The organism is Erythrobacter sp. SG61-1L (genome assembly GCF_001305965.1).
Lineage (GTDB): Bacteria > Pseudomonadota > Alphaproteobacteria > Sphingomonadales > Sphingomonadaceae > Andeanibacterium.
This window is the reverse complement of the sequence record NZ_JXQC01000003.1, coordinates 3,076,335-3,092,502: the sequence shown is the minus strand read 5'-3', so window position 1 is coordinate 3,092,502 and position 16,168 is coordinate 3,076,335. Positions and strand designations below refer to the sequence as shown.

Sequence of the window (16,168 nt, the reverse complement as noted above, 5' to 3'; positions counted from 1 at the left end):
CTCTCCCCGCTGCGTTCCGCCGAACTCACCGGCTCAGCTGGAACACCGCATGTTCGGCCCACCAGTTCGCGCCGGTGGAACCCACTTCCCGGTCATGGGTGAAGAACCAACAGCCCTGGGTCTTCACGCCCTTCTCCACCAGCAATGCGCGGAAATCCGCGATCGTCAGGTGATGGATATTCTCCGTCTCGTACCAGCTGACCGGCAGGTGCGGCGTCACCGGCATCCGCCCGTTCACCAGCAGCGAAAGGCGCATGCGCCAATAGGCGAAATTGGGGAAACTGACGAAGGCCTGCCGCCCCACGCGCAGTAACTGGTCCAGCATCTGATCCGGCCGCTCCGACGTCTGCAGGGTCTGGCTGAGGATCGCATAATCGAACGCCCCATCCGGGTATTCGGCCAGATCGCGATTGGCATCGCCCTGAATGGCCGACAGCCCCTTGCTGACGCAGAGTTCAACCTTCTCCGGGCTGAGTTCCAGCCCCCGCGCATCCACGCCGCGCCCATCGCGCAGGGCGGCCATCAGCGTGCCGTCCCCACAGCCGACATCCAACACCCGCGCACCGGCGGGAATGTGCCGGGCGATCATTTCAAGGTCAGGCCGCATACGGCTCATTCAAGGAACCCCTTGATCACGCGGTCCTGCGCCGGAACATCCAGCAGGAAACTGTCATGCCCATAGGGCGCGGAAAGCTCCACGAAGCTGACCGGCGCGGCCACGGCATTGAGCGCGTGGACGATGTTGCGCGATTCGGCAGTGGGATAGAGCCAGTCCGTATCGAAGCTGATCAGGCAGAAGCGCGCGCTGGTGCGGGCAAAGGCATCGGCCAGCCTGCCGCCATGCTCTTCCGCCAGATCGAAATAATCCATCGCGCGGGTGATATAGAGATAGGAATTGGCATCGAACCGGTTGGTGAAGCTGATCCCCTGATAGCGCAGATAGCTTTCCACCTGGAAATCCGCATCGAAGCCGAAGCTCTTGGAATCCCTGTCCTGCAGGCGGCGCCCGAACTTGTCGGTCAGCCCCGCCTCGGAAAGATAGGTGATATGCGCGGCCATGCGCGCCACGGCGAGGCCCGCATCCGGCCCGCGCCCACTGCCGTAATAGGCGCCGCCCTGCCAGTTGGGATCAGCCATGATCGCCTGCCGCCCCACTTCATGGAAGGCGATGTTCTGCGCGGAATGGCGCGCAGTGGTAGCGATGGCCAGCACGCGCTGCGTCCGCTCCCCGAAATTGGCCGCGAAGCTGAGCGCCTGCATCCCGCCCATCGATCCACCGACCACGGCATGAAGGCATTCGATCCCCAGCGCATCGAGCAGGGCGACCTGCGCGCGCACCATGTCGCGGATGGTGATGACGGGAAAACGCATGCCATAGGGCTGGTCATCGGGTGCAAGGCTGGCCGGGCCGGTGGACCCCATGCAGCTGCCGATCACATTGGCGCAGATCACATGGAACCGGTCCGTATCGATCGGCTTGCCCGGACCCACCGTGCGCGACCACCAACCCGGTTTGCCGGTGATGGGGTGCGGATTGGCGACATATTGATCGCCCGTCAGCGCGTGGCAGATCAGGATCGCATTGCCCTTGTCCGCCGCCAGCTCGCCATAGGTCTCGTAAGCGACTTCCACCCCTTCCAGCGCCTGCCCGCTATCCAGCGGCAACGCTTCGGGCAGAATTAGCTTGGCACTGGTGGAGGTCAGAATGGTGGCCATTGCGCCATGCGACTTGGGGGACGCCAAGCGGGCTGTCAATTGCGCGCGAACACAGCTATGCGCCCGCGGGTTATGTCCGAACAGAAGATCAGCCCAGAGCAGCCCGCAAAAGCCCCCGTGCCCAAGCCGTGGATCGCATCGATCCATGCCTATGTGCCGGGTAAGTCGCGCAGCGCGGACGGGCGCGAGCTGATCAAGCTTTCGGCCAATGAAAACCCGCTGGGCACCAGCCCCGCTGCGCTGGAAGCCCGCCGCAGCGCCCCGCTGCCCGATCGTTACCCCGATCCGGATTCAGTCGCCCTGCGCGAGGCGCTGGGCCAACTGAACGGCATCCCGGCGGACCGCATCGTCTGCGGCACCGGGTCGGACGAGTTGCTGAACCTTGCCGCACAGGCCTATGCCGGGGTGGGGGACGAGGTGCTATATGTCCGCTATGGCTTTTCGGTCTACGACATTGCCGCCCGCCGCTGCGGGGCGACGCCGGTGGTGGCGCCCGATCTCGATTACGGCACCGACGTGGAAGCGCTGCTGGCGCTGGTGAACGAGAAGACCCGCGTCGTATTTCTGGCCAACCCGAACAACCCCACCGGCAGCTACTTGCCCAAGGGCGAAATCGCGCGCCTGCATGCTGCCCTGCCCGCGGATGTGCTGTTCGTGGTCGATCAGGCCTATGCCGAATATCTCACCCCGGAAGACGATGACGGCGCGCTTGCGCTGGCTGCCTCCGCGCCAAACGTGCTCGTCACGCGGACTTTCTCCAAGATCTATGGCCTTGCGGGGGACCGGATCGGCTGGGGCACTGGCTCCGCCGAAGTGGTCTCCATGCTCAACCGCATTCGCGGGCCATTCAACCTTTCCGGCGTGGCCCAATCCGCCGCCATTGCCGCGCTGGCGGATCAGGACTTCGTCGAACATTCGCGCCAGCACAATCTGGCCGAGCGCGCACGCTTCGTCGCCGTCTTGGAATCGCTGGGCAATCACGGCCTGCGCCCGCTGCCGAGCAAGGCAAATTTCGTGCTGACCCTGTTCGAGGGCAAGCTGACAGCCCAGATGGCGCATGATGGTCTGGCAGAGCGCGGCTATGCCACGCGCTGGCTGCCGGGGCAGGGCCTGCCGCAGGGCCTGCGCATCACCATCGGCACGACCGAACAGATGACCGAGATCGCGGCGATCCTGCGGGAACTGGCGGAAGCCGCGCGATGAGCCCGGCCCCCGCCCCCTTCGGCAAGGTCGCGATCATCGGGTTGGGCCTGATCGGCGGCTCCATCGGGCTGGCCATCCGCGATCACATTCCCGGCACGGCCACGGTCGGCTTCGATGCGGACCCGGCCGTGCGCAAGCGTGCGCAGGAACGTTCGTTGACCGACGTGGTCTGCGATACCCCGGAAGAAGCCGTGCGCGATGCCGACCTGGTGATCTTCTGCGTGCCGGTAGGCGCGATTTCCGACGTCGCGCGCGACATGGCGCCCTATATCGCGCCAGGCACGATGATCAGCGATGTCGGCTCTTCCAAGCAGACCATCGCCGCGTCCCTGAGCGAAATCTTCCCTGCCAATCCGGTGGTGCCCGCCCATCCCGTTGCCGGGACTGAGCATAGCGGCCCGGATGCTGGTTTTGCCACGCTGTTCCAGCAGCGCTGGTGCATCGTCACCCCGCCAGCCGGGGCCGATGCGGCCAGCGTGGCGCGCCTCGTCTTCTTCTGGGAAGCGCTGGGCGCGATGGTGGAAACGATGGACCCCAAGCACCACGATCTGGTGCTGGCGGTAACCAGCCACATCCCTCACCTGATCGCCTATACGATTGTCGGCACGGCTTCCGATCTGGAAGATGTGACCCGCAGCGAAGTGATCAAATATTCCGCCGGCGGTTTTCGCGATTTCACCCGCATTGCCGCTTCGGACCCGACCATGTGGCGCGATGTGTTCCTGAACAATCGCGACGCAGTGCTGGTGATGCTGCAGCGCTTCCTCGACGATCTTTCGATCATGCAGGACGCGATCCGCGACGGTGACGGCGATACACTGTTCGAGCTGTTCACTCGCACTCGCGCCATCCGCCGCTCCATCGTGGCGCTGGGGCAGGATGATGCCCGGCCCGATTTCGGGCGCAAGGATCATCAGGGCTGAAGCATCGGGGCAGCTCGCTCAGGACAGCAGGAATACCGCCGCCACCACCGACATCACGATGGTGGATAGCCAACCTGCCGCCGCCAGCCAGCCGCGCACGGCCAGCTTGCCCATCACCTTGCGATTGCTTGCGATCAGCATGGTCAGCACCATCAGCGGCGGGGCCAGCAGGCCATTGACCACGGCGGCCAGATACAACGCGCGCATCGGGTCGATGGACAGGAAATTGAGCGCAACCCCGCCCAGGGTGGCCGCCGCGATCGCGCCGTAAAAGGCCCGGGCCTCGCGCGGCTTGCGGTCCAGCCCTTCCACCCAGCCGAAGGCCTCGCTCAGCGCATAGGCGGCGCTGCCGGCCAGAATGGGCACGGCCAGCAGGCCGGTGCCGATGATGCCTAGCGCGAACAGGGCAAAGGTCAGATCACCGGCAATCGGCCGCAGGGCCTCGGCGGCCTGTGCAGCGCTTGCAATATCGCGCACTCCGTTCGCGTGAAGCGTTGCGGCGGTCGCAATGATGATGAACAGGGCCACAAGGTGCGAAAAGCCCATGCCGATCAGCGTATCGGTGCGGATGCGCCGCAGTTCCCGCTGGGCACGGTTGCTGGGGGTGACATGCAGCGGCTTGATGTGGCGCCGGTGCTGTTCCTCCACTTCCTGACCCGCCTGCCAGAAGAACAGATAAGGGCTGATCGTAGTGCCAAACACTGCCACCAATGCCATGGCATGATCCCGGTCGAAGCGGAAATGCGGCACCAGAGTGCCCCGCGCAGCGTCGGCCAACGGGACATGCGCCACGAACACCACGCCGACATAGGCGAACAGCGAAAGCGTGGTCCATTTGAGGATGCGGGCATAGCTGTTGTAGCTCAGGAACACTTCCAGCAGCACACTCAGCAGCCCGAATGCAGCAGTGTAGGCCAGGGTCGGGCCGGGCAGCAGCAAGGCGAGCGCGGCGCCCATCGCGCCCAGATCCGCGCCCAGATTGATGATGTTGGCCAGCAGCAGAAGCAACACCGCACCCTGCAACAGGGGCAGCGGATAATGCCGCCGCAGGTTCCGCGCGATGCCGCGCCCGGTCGTCGCCCCGATCCGCGCGCAGATCGCCTGAATCGCGGCGAGCAGCGGGAAGCCGAAAAACATCGTCCAGGCCATGCCGTAGCCGAACTGCGCCCCGACCTGACTGTAGGTGCCTATCCCGCTGGGATCGTCATCCGCCGCGCCCGTCACCAGGCCGGGGCCAAGGACTTCCATCAGCGACGGGTCTTTTTCCGGCGCCTTCATGGGTTGAGGGCATTGATCGCGATCCGCACCCGCTCTTCCACTTCGTCGCGCGGGAGGCCGGGGGGAATCGCTTCGCCGAAGCGCAGGGTGATTGTGCCGGAACGCTTCCACAGGCGGTGATAGAGCGGGCCGCTGTTCACTGCCACGGGCACCACCGGCAGGCCCAGCACCTTGTACAGGCCAGCAAAGCCAGCGCGCAGCGGCGCGTGTTCGCCATGGGTCACGCGGGTTCCTTCGGGGAAGATCACCATCGGGCGCCCGGTGGCGGACTGGCGCTTCGCCTCCGACAGCATGAAGCGCAGTGCCTTTGCCCCCTGATCGCGCGCGACGGGCACCCCGCCATAGCCGCGCGCCGCCTTGCCCCAAAAAGGAATGCGAAACAGTTCCTCCTTGGCGAAGGGCACCGGCCGGTGGAGCGAACGGGCAACGTCGATCGCCTCGAAGAAGCTCTCATGCTTGAAGGCATAGAGCACCGGGCCTTCCGGGCGGATGCCTTCCACCACCACGCGGATGCCCAGCAGATTTTCCACGCACCAGCGATGGAAGGCGCTCCACGCATCGGGCACCGTATGCGAAAAACGCGGGCCCATGGCAGCGCCGATGGCCGCCGCGATCACGAAGCCCACGCTGAACCCGTAGAACACAAGATAGAAGGCCAGGCTGCGCAGCACGTTCCCCATTGCGATCCCCCTTGCCGATTACCAGGGCAGCAGGCGCGCCAGGAAGGCCGCGATCAGCTTGTGATATTCAAGGAGCAGGATGCGCAGCGACGGCTTGGAACGGACAGCATCCTCCACGATCTTCACATCGCCCGGAATCTCCGACGACAGTTCCAGCGCGGCGCGGCGCATGTGCCAGTCCGTAGTGACGAGCCGCAGGGAAGAGACATTGCGTTCCCCCACCCATGCCGCCGTTTCGGCCGCATTGCCTCTGGTATCCAGTGCAGCAAAACCCAGCGTGATGCAGCAGGCCATCAGTGCGGGATCGACATCATATTCGGCGGCGAATTCGCGCGGCTTCACATCGCCGTCCACCCCGCTCACCAGCAATTGCTGCGCCTGCCTGCGCCGCAGCATATCCAGCCCGCGCGCGATCCGCCCCTCGCCCCCCGTGGGCACGACAATCGCATCCGTCTTTGCATCGCCCGCCGGGCCGGGCAGGAACACGGCGAACCAGAAGAAGCCGAGGGCCCACACGATAAAGACTGCGCCAAGCGCACGGCGGATCACTTGCCCAAACCTCACAGCATCTTCCTGAGCGCCGCGAGCACGGTAAGCCGCGCGGTGAACATGGCGATCAATACTCCGGCAAGCGGGATTGCCGCAATCGCCAACCAGTCTGGCCAGCCAAGTCCCCCGCCCGCGATCATGCCGGAACCGAGAGCGGCGAACTGCCGCCCCAGCAGCAGCACGGCGGACACGCCGAAACCCAGGCCAACCGCGCCGCCCAGCAGCGCATCTATGCCTATGGACCTTTGGAATATCCGCGCGATCTGTCCATCCGTGCCGCCCAGCAGGTGCACGATCTCGATCGTCGCGCGGTTGGAGCCGAGCGCGCTGCGCGAGGCAAGCCACACCGCCGCCGCACTGGTCCCCGCCAGCAGCACCACAAGCCCCAGTGCCAGCCACTGGAGCGAGGCGATGGCCGCAAAGACCGGCGCGAGCCAGCTGGACTGGGCATCGACCTGCGCGGCGGGAACCTTGTTTTGCAACACGGCGCGCATGCGCTTCAGCCTGCTGTCGGTAACCGGCCCGCTCAGCCGCACGTCGATCAGCGCGGGCATCGGCACGGCTTCGCCCGCCATCCCGCCAGTGTTGCCGCCGATGTCTTCCCCCAGCCAGGGTTCGATCAGCTCGCGCAATTCGCTGTCGGCCACACGGGTAACCGTATCCACCCCCTGGACATTGGCCAGCAGGGAAACCGCCAGTTCCGCCTGCCTGCCGCGTTCCTCCGGGTCCGCCTCCACGATCTGTACCGTCAGCCCGCCCGAAAGTTCGGCCCGGGCGGCCTGGGCAAGATTGCTCAGCGCCAGCCCGCCTGCCGCCGCGATAGTGGTGAGCGCCACCATGATGGCAATCACCCACGGCATCGGCCCGGTAAGCCGCGCCTGCGGGACGAGTTGCGCCTTGCGTTCCCTCCCCAGCGAAATCACGGCAGATCGTCCTCTATGGGGGCGAAAGGCCGCCGGGGCGGATAGCGCAAGGCGCCGGTGGGATCGCTCAGCCGCCCCTTGTCGAGCCGCATGATAAGCGATTCGGGCACTTTCTTGAGCAGATGCAGATCGTGCGTGGCCACCACCACAGTCGTGCCAAGGCGATTGAGCGCCTCGAACAGGCGCAGCAGCTTAAGGGCAAGATCGGGATCGACGTTACCGGTCGGCTCGTCGGCCACCAGCATGTCGGGCCGGCCAATCACCGCGCGGGCAATGGCCACGCGCTGCTGTTCCCCGCCCGAAAGGGTCGCCGGGCGGGCATCGGCGCGATCCGCCAGCCCCACCCATTCCAGCATATCGGCCACCGGCTTCACCAGATCGCTTTCCCGCACCCCGGAAACGCGCAGCGGCAGGGCGACATTGTCGAAGGCGGAAAGGTGCTGAACCAGCCGGAAGTCCTGAAACACCACGCCCAGCCGGCGGCGGAAGCCGGGCAGTTTCCTGCGCGGCAGGGTAATCACATCGGTGCCGAACATGCGGATCGCCCCGCGCGAAGGCCGCTGCGCCAGATAGAGCAGCTTGAGCAGCGATGTCTTGCCCGCGCCGCTGGCCCCGGTGAGGAAATAGAAGCTGCCGGGATAGAGCGTGAAGGAGATGTCGCTCAGCACTTCCTTGCCGGCGCCATAGCGCAGCCCGACATTGTCGAACTGGACAATATCCCCCTCAGGCATGTTCATACCCGTGGCATATCCGCAAGCAGTGGCGGGACAAGGTTAATTTCGGCCATGCGTTGCGGCTATAGCGGGTGATCGGTGTGGAAAAAAGCCACACACGGGCACCACTCACAGGCTGTGACTCTTGATAGTGATTCGCGCATGTGCCTTAAGCTATTCCCACGATGATCATCGCCTGCCCAGCATGTGCGACGCGCTATGTGGTTCCCGACAGCGCGATCGGCCTCGAAGGCCGTACCGTACGGTGCGCCAAGTGCCGCCATAGCTGGTTCCAGGAAGGGCCTGCCGCAGCGGCGGCTCCGGCTGCACCAGCGCATCGCCCTGCACCGGCCCCGGCGCCCGCTCCGATGCCGTCCCCCACTCCGGCCCCGCAGCACGTGCCCGGGCGCGAGCCGGATGCACGACCGGGCTTTTCCAGCTTCGCCCCGCCCGAGCCGGCACCAGCCCCGGCCCAGTATTACGCGCCGGTGGAGGAACCTCCGCCGCCGCCGCAGGCCATCGCGGGCGAACATATGCCCCCGCCCGAGCCTGTGGCCGAGCCGGAAGGCTATGGGGAAGACACCTATTCCCAGTTCGAGCACGAACCCCCGTTCCGCCCGCGCCGCAACGTGCTGCGCCTGTGGACCTATGCGGCGGCGATCTTCGCGCTGTTTGCCATGGGGGCCGTATTCGCGGTCAGCTATTGGGGCCTGCCCGACTGGGTGCCGATCAGCCGCCCGACCTTCGGCCTGGGGCAGAGCGATCTGGTGCTGAACTTCCCGGCGGACAAGCAGGAACGGCGCAAGCTGCCCAACGGCACGGAATATTTCGGCGCCAGCGGCACGGTCACCAATGTCGGCAAGGTCACGCGCAATATGCCGCCGATCCTGATCGTGCTGCGCGATGCGCGCGAACGCATCGTCTATAGCTGGGAAGTGGCCCCGCCGCAGCGCACGCTGGCCCCCGGTGAAAGCGTGACGATCAACGAAGCGGTCACCGATGTACCCAAGGCCGCGAAATTCGCGGAAATCGGCTGGAAACCCAACTAAAGCCGTCCGGCGGCCGTTCCAGGCCCCCAATAAATGACAGTGCCGCGAAAATAGTCGCTCCAGCGCGCTTGCAGGGGTGAAATCGCTTTGCTAAGGGCGCGCTCCTACCCCGCGAGGGCCAGCCGGCCCTTGTCGATTTTGCGGTCGTGGCGGAACTGGTAGACGCGCAACGTTGAGGTCGTTGTGGGCGAAAGCCCGTGGAAGTTCGAGTCTTCTCGACCGCACCAAACAGTCCTGAAAAACTCCCCAGTTGGGGAATCCCATTACAGTGGACCTCGTTTCCGGCGCAGTAGCGCCGGATTTCAGGTGTGCTCTGCGGGCAGGTGAAGTCAGAGACCGACACAACGGACGCAATTTCTCGACGCAAAGTGCCCGCCGTCTCTGGCGTCAAAATTCTGACTGCAATGAGAAGGACCTCAGGCGAATCCGAGAGCGCGGCGCTGCTCCGGCCATGAGAGTGGAAGCTCCGCCTCAAGTAGGGCGCGCTTGGACAAGGAGGCGGGCTGCCGTCCCTGAACAATGGCGGTCACAATATCAGGTGCGACGCAGGCGAGCGAGGCTAGCTTGGCCAGCCTGGTACGGCACTTGCCCGCAGCCGCCGCGATGTTGGCGATCGACTGGTCGGGCTGTGACAGGATCAGTTGCCGCGCGGCATAGGCTTCAGCCACCAGCGATACCAGTTTCTCATTCCGCCGTTTGGGGGCGGCGCTCAGGTCTTCGGGACCGGGTATTACCAAGCGCAGCTGATGTCCGCGCCGCACCTTGGTGGCCGGAAGCCCGAGGATGATGGGCTCGGCCAAAACATCCTCTCCGTTGCCTAACTCCAGCGCACCGCTGATCCGAAAATGGGTGGTCATGATCTCAATCCCACCATCGCCAAGATTAATCCGATCAACGATGGCCTCAAGCAATGCTGCCCTGTCATGTGCCGAGCCGCTGCGCAGAGTTGCTGCAGCAAGATCGCCCGCGGCGGTGGTTTTCTGGATGGCGGCGGCCTCCGTATTTGGAACAAGCCGGCAGAGGAACTGCTGGTCGCCGAGCAGTTCCGCAATGTGCTGGCACACCAGCTGCTCAAGATCGAAGGCCGATACCCGCCATGCAGGAGAACCATCGATCAGGTCAGGCCGGGTAACATAGTAACGATAGCGCTTGCCTGGCTTGGTGGCGTGGCTTGGGGTCATGGCCCTGCCTTCCCCATCATACAGCATTCCCACCAGAAGGCTGGGCTGCTGGAACTTGATACGCCGCGACGTACCTGAAGCATTGGCCTTGAGGGTTTGCTGCACCTCGTCCCACAGTCCTTGGGAGACGATTGCCGGGTGCTCACCGGTAAAAACCTCGCCCTTGTGGACGATCTTGCCCAGGTAGATGGGGTTCGCGAGTAAGTGGTAGAGCGTGCCTCGCCGGAAAATGCAGCCGCCGCGATGTGGCCCACTCGCTCGGATCTGCAGCTTGGTCCGATATCCTTCGCGGTTCAGTTCTTCGGCCAGCACAACCACCGAGCGAACCTCCAGATATCGCTGCATGATGTGACGGACGGTGTCGGCTTCTCCAGTATTCACGACCAGCTTGCGGTTCTTGACCTCGTAGCCGAGTGGAACTGGCCCGCCCATCCACATCCCCTTACGCTTGGAGGCAGCAATCTTGTCGCGGATGCGTTCACCGGTAACCTCGCGCTCGAACTGGGCAAATGACAGCAGCATGTTGAGCGTAAGCCGTCCCATGCTGGTGGTGGTGTTGAACGACTGGGTGATCGATACGAAACTCGCCTCGGCCTTGTCGAGCACTTCAACTATCTTGGCGAAGTCGGCCAGACTGCGGGTCAGTCGATCGATCTTGTATACCAAGATGATATCGACCTTGCCGGCGGCCACATCGGCCAGCAAGCGCTGCAACCCCTGCCGCTGCATATTGCCGCCGGAGAACCCCCCGTCATCATAGCGGTCTGGCAACAGCAGCCAGCCCTCATGCCGTTGGCTCACTGCATAGGCAGCGCAGGCTTCATACTGCGCATCAAGGCTGTTGAACTCCTGCTCCAGCCCGTCCTCGGTCGATTTGCGGGTGTAGACCGCGCAGCGCAAGGTCTTCTCAGCCATTGCGCTGCAGTCCAAAGAAGCGCGGACCTGACCAGTGGGTACCGGTTACCTCGCGGGCAATCTCGCTCAGCGAGCGATAGGTCAGCCCGCCCATGATGAACCCGCCCTCAACCACCTCCACGGCGATGGTCTGGCCGTTCCACTCCCGGATCAGTCGGGTGCCTTTGGTGAGCCCTGTTCGCCGATTTGCCGGAGCAGCCAGCGGTGCGCCACAGGCTATTCGTTCAAGTTCGCGCACAACCATCACCGGCAGGGCACCATGCCGGCGTTCTTGCAGCCGCTGGGCCAGCAGGCGACGCAGCAACGCCGGAGGCACCAAGGGGGGTGCCTCATATCCCATTGCCAGCCAGCGCTCCTTTAGCTGCACTGACGACATGTTCGCCAGCGCAGCCAGGTCCTGATCGAGCCGCTTGCTCCGGTTGGCCATCAGGCCTGCCCAGTGATGCGGTAGCAGTTTGCATCGTCACGCTTTGTCTTGGTTATGACATGACCCTTTTTGCGCAAGCCGGTCAGGGCCGCCCGGGCTGTATGCGGCAGCCAAGCGGTGAGCGCGGCGATCTCCGCCGCCGTCGCTCCTTGCTTACGGTGGAGCAAGGCAAGCACCTGGTCGATCTTGCGGGCCGGGGCTGAGGTCTCGGATGTCTTCCGTGATGCGGTCATGGGTGGTCTCCATTGAGGATCCAGCGCCATGCCGGTCCCACCACCCGCAGCCCTGCCGATCACATCGGTCAGGGCTGTGCCGGGCATGCCGGCCACGATTCACAGGAACACCAATGCTCAGCTTCGCAGCAAAGTCGAATGGAACGTGCTGAAGGACTGCTTCCGCCAACAAATCGGCCATAGCAGGTTTCAATCTGTCTCGTCGAAAGCCGTCGTTCGTTGACCTGCGACCTATGTCTGCAAGGGGCCGATTTCAGATCGGCAGGTTCTATGCGGCAAACTTGGAGAAACGGACATTTGAAACCGGTGGGATAAGGTTGCCAGCTTGCGACCGTGACATCGATTTGATCGGCACCTTCGACGTTTTCGGCAGCGGCTTCGCACGCCTCAGAATCACCCCGCGCCGTCCCGCCCCCCCGCGCTGATCTCGTTACGATTTCTCGGACTCTTGAATTCATGTCCTAGGAATCGTAACAACTTTCTCATGGAAGGGTCCGCTCTCAAACAGCGCGCGTTAGAAGTTGCGCGTTCAAACGGGATAGCGCGCACTCGTGATTTCGAAAACGCCGGCGTACCGCGGATTTACCTATCGCGGTTGCGAGACGAGGGGCTGCTCGTTCGCACAGCTCGCGGCCGTTATGAACTCGCAGGTGCAAAGGCAACCGCCATGCACGGCCTTGCCGAAGCGGCACGAGCGATACCAAAAGGCGTCGTTGGCTTGATTTCTGCACTTCATGTGCACGGCGTCATCGCAAAGGCGCCGCTCGAGATTTGGATGCTGCTGCCCGCAAAGGCGTGGGCGCCCACGAGCCCTACTTTCGATCTTCGCGTGGTCCGTGCATCGGGCGCGGCATTTGCGACAGGCATCGAGCAACATCGGATAGACGGGGTTGCGGTTTCTGTGACTTCGCTCGCGAAGACATTCTGTGACTGTTTCAAGCATCGCGCAAAGATCGGGTTGGACCAGGTTGTCGATGCACTCAGAATTGCCGCGGAGCAACGCGCCGTCGATGCTGAAACTTTGTTGACCACTGCCGATATATGCCGGGTCCGCAAGGTCATGGCGCCATATGTGAGGGCCATATTGTGATAGGCGCTCCAACTCAGCAAAGAGCAATATTGTTCTTGTTTTGTTCTAAACGCAGAGCTATAATCCCCGGCGTCTTAATTGGCTTCGGAGGTGCCGGGGCATGACGCAGGAGATGCCTGACGCGTGGCGCGAAGCATTGGCGCTCAGCCAACGTCGCGCCCCTGAGCTGTATCAGCCGGGCGATGAGATTGATGCCGGGCCGCATGCGGATGCGATCCGCTTTGCCTTGGAGGAGCTCGGCCTATCGGCCGTGTTCTGCATCGAGCAGGTGCCCACCATTGCTTTTCTCGCTGATGCTGGTGTGACCGCGGATGCAATTGACGCGGTGCATCGTGCGCTTTGGAATCAGGGCGTTATGAGCCTGTTGCTTGTCATCAGCGATGACGAGCTACGAGCCTATTCCCTTGTTCGTCGTCCATTTCAGCTGGAGGGTGGTGGAGGTGGCCAAGATCCAAGGCTGATCGAGACCCTTTCGCTGGTCCGCGATGCCCTCGATGTTCGCGAGTTGGTTCGTTCGGCCGAATCTGGCCGCTATTGGATCGAGCATGATCAGTTTTTCGATCCATCCGACCGTGTAGACAGCGTACTATTGGACAACCTTCTCGCTGCCTATCGCGAGCTGCATCCATCGTTGGGTATTGATGCGGCCCAGGCGCTGCTAATGCAGTCGATGTTCATCGCCTATCTTGAGGATCGCTGCATCATTGGACCGGAAGTGTTCAAGGATGCATCCGATCAAAAATGCACGAGTTTTGCAGATATTCTCGCGGCCTCCACAACGACGCATTTCGAAGACCTCTTCATTTGGCTCCGCGGCGCATTCAACGGGGACATCTTCAACGCGCCATGTGCATTCGACCTCGACGGCCCGAAGCCGCCCCAGGTGAAGACATCCCATCTCGGCGTTTTGGGGCGTTTTCGCCATGGGCGCGAGGAGATGACGAACGGGCAACTCCGCTTCTTTGGCTACGACTTCAAATATATCCCGGTCGCACTGATCAGCGCGGTCTACGATCGCTTCCTCAAAGAAGAAGCGGTCAAGAAGAATGCGGACGGAGCATTTTACACGCCCATGTTCTTGGCGGACGTCGTCGTGAACCAGCTCTGGGAAGCGATTTCGACCGAGCAAAAGCAGTCGGGAGTGTTCGCCGACCCGGCATGCGGCTCGGGCGTATTCCTTGTTCGAATTTTTCAACGACTGGTCGCAGATCGCCGACGCACTGAGCGTCGAAGATTCGTCGCCTGGGAAGATCTGACATCGATAGCCAAGCGGCTGCGCGGCGGAGATATTAACGCGACGGCCGTACGCGTCGCCGCCTTCTCTCTCTACATCGCATTGCTGGAGCACTCCAATCCGCGCGATCTTCCACAGCTGATCGCCAAGGGAAAATTGTTGCCATCGCTCTACCGGGTGACGTTACTGCCGGGCCAGGACTTTTTCGCGATCGATGACCAGCCCGCAATCGACATCATTGTTGGCAATCCGCCTTGGAAAGGGCGTAGCGGCGAAGCGACGTTCGCGCAGCGTTGGTGCAAGACGCATAACCGACCAGATCCAGCAAACGATATTGCATGGGGCTTCATCTGGAAGGCGCTCAAGGTCGTCAAACCCAATGGTCTCATCGCCTTCTTGTTGCCGGCGATGGGGGTGTTTCACAACACGTCGGCGCAGACGGCGCGTCGCCTATTCCTCAAGTTCGCACGAGTTGAGCGGATTATCAATTTTTCGGATTTGTGTTTTCAGCTTTTCGATGGCGCTGAGCGTCCCACCGGACTCGCACTGTTCCGGCCTGTCCCGGAAGATGCACAACGGCTTCCATATCGTTTCGACTATTGGGTGCCGAAAGCCGATCTGACGTTGCGGCTCAAGCGCATACTGATGCTCCGCAGCTCGGACCGACTACGGCTACGAAGCGACGAAGTGGACGCCGATCCGGCGCTGTTCAAGCGACGGCTGTGGACGCGCTCGCCTGAGGAGCGGCTGCTCCAGTTCCTTAAGAGCCTGCCGCGGCTCGGTGAATATGTCGTGGAGTCCAAGCGTGCTCGCGGGGCCGGGGCAACGCGATCATCGCACTGGATTATTGGCCAAGGTTTCCAGCCAGCGCTGCGCGACAGGGTGGAGGCCGGAAAGTATGAGACCAAACCACTCCCGGAACTAGAGAAGCTTCCATTTCTCGATGCGGATGGGCTAACAGGTCTGGTTGTTCCGCCTCAGCAACATGTGGCGCAGCATCCCAATTGGCTTCCCGGTCAAGCAAGGCGACGCGGCTTTGTTGACGGCTTTTACGCCCCCCATATTCTGATCCCTCAAGGGATTGAACGGGCCGTGGGAAGACTGCGGGCAGCCTATAGCGATCAGGACTTTATCTTTCAGGATTCGCTGCAGTCACTCGCCGTGCCGACCACAGATAAGCGGGACGCCAAGCTGCTCACTGGAATACTCAACAGTCGCCTTGCTGGCTGGTTCTACTTTCATGAAACCGCCAATCTGGGGACCGATCGCGCGAAGATTCTTCAAACTGAGCTTTTAAAGCTACCCTTTGCCAAGCCGCATTCGATGCCTGATCCAGCGGTGGCGAACGAGGCAGCGGAGCAAATCGTTCAACTGATCGACAAGCTGCTTAGCGACGCAGCCCCGGTTGCGTCAGACCACTCAGCTTACGATGAGCTCGATGAGCTCGTGTATCGCTATTACGGCCTCGATGAGCACGATAACGCAATTATCGACGAAACCTTCGATTATATTATTCCGGCGATGCAGCCGCGTCGCAACGCTGGAATCCAGAAACTCTGGATGCGCAGCTCCGATGAAGCACGGTCGACTTATGCGAAAACCATAAGCGATTCATTGGGGGGATGGTTCGATCGACCCGTAGCAGCACAAATGATCGCGACCTCGACTGATCTCGGAATTTTGCGCCTCAGCCTCCTGCAAACCGATGTCGACACGCATCCGCCGCCGGACGGCGATGTGGAGGCTGTTCTCGATGACATCGCGCAGCGTCTTCCGCACATAATTACAGGCAATATTCAAACGGTCCCTGACCTTCGTGTGGCGGTCGGAAACGACCTTTTCTTGGTCAAGCCACTTGAACTCCGCCACTGGCTTGTGTCGACCGCACTGGCAGATGCGGAAGATGTAGCGGCGGAATTTCAGCGCGCCCAGCATCGCGCCTCCGAGGTGGGGCTCGTCAGTGCTGGTAGGTGATCCGAGCGCGTGGCTCCCGCATTTCCGATCTCTGGGTGACCGAGTTCTCGCCGCCATAGACGAGACATGGCCAGTCTGTC

At 62.6% G+C, this 16,168-nt stretch carries 15 protein-coding genes and 1 tRNA gene; 6 read left to right on the top strand and 10 right to left on the bottom strand.

Annotated elements, in window-relative coordinates; translation table 11 throughout:
• Positions 1-25: 25 nt before the first annotated feature.
• Positions 26-616, bottom strand: a complete 591-nt coding sequence (gene metW, locus SZ64_RS15085) for a methionine biosynthesis protein MetW (protein ID WP_054531582.1) — start codon at positions 614-616, stop codon at positions 26-28.
• Positions 613-1,716 (bottom strand): homoserine O-acetyltransferase, encoded by a 1,104-nt coding sequence (locus SZ64_RS15080; protein ID WP_054531581.1) that lies wholly within the window; start codon positions 1,714-1,716, stop codon positions 613-615. Before SZ64_RS15080 ends, metW begins: the two co-directional genes overlap by 4 nt.
• 72 nt (positions 1,717-1,788) lie before the next feature.
• Between SZ64_RS15080 and hisC the strand changes: the two genes are divergently transcribed.
• Positions 1,789-2,919, top strand: a complete 1,131-nt coding sequence (gene hisC / locus SZ64_RS15075) for a histidinol-phosphate transaminase (protein WP_241773053.1) — start codon at positions 1,789-1,791, stop codon at positions 2,917-2,919.
• Complete coding sequence (locus tag SZ64_RS15070) at positions 2,916-3,842, top strand: prephenate/arogenate dehydrogenase family protein (protein ID WP_054531579.1); 927 nt, start codon at positions 2,916-2,918, stop codon at positions 3,840-3,842. Before hisC ends, SZ64_RS15070 begins: the two co-directional genes overlap by 4 nt.
• An 18-nt stretch (positions 3,843-3,860) precedes the next feature.
• On the opposite strand, the gene SZ64_RS15065 is transcribed toward SZ64_RS15070, so the two are convergent.
• Genes SZ64_RS15065 through ftsE form a run of 5 tightly spaced genes read right to left on the bottom strand, consistent with a single transcriptional unit; the run spans position 3,861 to position 8,009 of the window.
• Complete coding sequence (locus tag SZ64_RS15065) at positions 3,861-5,120, bottom strand: Nramp family divalent metal transporter (protein ID WP_054531578.1); 1,260 nt, start codon at positions 5,118-5,120, stop codon at positions 3,861-3,863.
• Positions 5,117-5,800 carry a lysophospholipid acyltransferase family protein gene (locus tag SZ64_RS15060; RefSeq protein ID WP_054531577.1) on the bottom strand — a complete coding sequence of 228 codons (684 nt, stop codon included), beginning with the start codon at positions 5,798-5,800 and terminating at the stop codon, positions 5,117-5,119. The genes SZ64_RS15065 and SZ64_RS15060 overlap by 4 nt, the downstream gene beginning before the upstream one ends.
• 18 nt (positions 5,801-5,818) lie before the next feature.
• A complete protein-coding gene (locus tag SZ64_RS15055) occupies positions 5,819-6,364 on the bottom strand; it encodes a YdcF family protein (protein ID WP_241773052.1) in 546 nt (181 codons plus the stop codon).
• Complete coding sequence (locus SZ64_RS15050) at positions 6,361-7,272, bottom strand: cell division protein (RefSeq protein ID WP_347230267.1); 912 nt, start codon at positions 7,270-7,272, stop codon at positions 6,361-6,363. The genes SZ64_RS15055 and SZ64_RS15050 overlap by 4 nt, the downstream gene beginning before the upstream one ends.
• Entirely contained in the window at positions 7,269-8,009 is a 741-nt protein-coding gene (gene ftsE, locus SZ64_RS15045) for a cell division ATP-binding protein FtsE (protein WP_054531575.1), read from the bottom strand. The genes SZ64_RS15050 and ftsE overlap by 4 nt, the downstream gene beginning before the upstream one ends.
• Before the next feature lie 161 nt (positions 8,010-8,170).
• On the opposite strand from ftsE, the gene SZ64_RS15040 reads away from it, so the two are divergent.
• Together SZ64_RS15040 and SZ64_RS15035 are read left to right on the top strand one after the other, a co-directional pair.
• On the top strand, positions 8,171-9,034 hold the full coding sequence (locus tag SZ64_RS15040; protein WP_054531574.1) for a zinc-ribbon domain-containing protein: 864 nt from the start codon (positions 8,171-8,173) through the stop codon (positions 9,032-9,034).
• Between the two features lie 140 nt (positions 9,035-9,174).
• Positions 9,175-9,261: transfer RNA gene (locus SZ64_RS15035), tRNA-Leu, on the top strand.
• 189 nt (positions 9,262-9,450) lie between these two features.
• On the opposite strand, the gene SZ64_RS15030 is transcribed toward SZ64_RS15035, so the two are convergent.
• From SZ64_RS15030 to SZ64_RS15020, 3 genes are read right to left on the bottom strand one after another with little or no spacing between them, the layout of a single operon-like run.
• Positions 9,451-11,130 carry a recombinase family protein gene (locus SZ64_RS15030; RefSeq protein ID WP_054531573.1) on the bottom strand — a complete coding sequence of 560 codons (1,680 nt, stop codon included), beginning with the start codon at positions 11,128-11,130 and terminating at the stop codon, positions 9,451-9,453.
• Positions 11,123-11,557 carry a DUF2924 domain-containing protein gene (locus SZ64_RS15025; RefSeq protein WP_054531572.1) on the bottom strand — a complete coding sequence of 145 codons (435 nt, stop codon included), beginning with the start codon at positions 11,555-11,557 and terminating at the stop codon, positions 11,123-11,125. Before SZ64_RS15025 ends, SZ64_RS15030 begins: the two co-directional genes overlap by 8 nt.
• Complete coding sequence (locus SZ64_RS15020) at positions 11,557-11,877, bottom strand: DUF3489 domain-containing protein (RefSeq protein ID WP_054531571.1); 321 nt, start codon at positions 11,875-11,877, stop codon at positions 11,557-11,559. Before SZ64_RS15020 ends, SZ64_RS15025 begins: the two co-directional genes overlap by 1 nt.
• A gap of 580 nt (positions 11,878-12,457) precedes the next feature.
• On the opposite strand from SZ64_RS15020, the gene SZ64_RS15015 reads away from it, so the two are divergent.
• Entirely contained in the window at positions 12,458-12,880 is a 423-nt protein-coding gene (locus SZ64_RS15015; RefSeq protein WP_241773051.1) for a hypothetical protein, read from the top strand.
• A gap of 100 nt (positions 12,881-12,980) precedes the next feature.
• On the top strand, positions 12,981-16,088 hold the full coding sequence (locus SZ64_RS15010; RefSeq protein ID WP_054531569.1) for an N-6 DNA methylase: 3,108 nt from the start codon (positions 12,981-12,983) through the stop codon (positions 16,086-16,088).
• Positions 16,089-16,168: the final 80 nt, after the last annotated feature.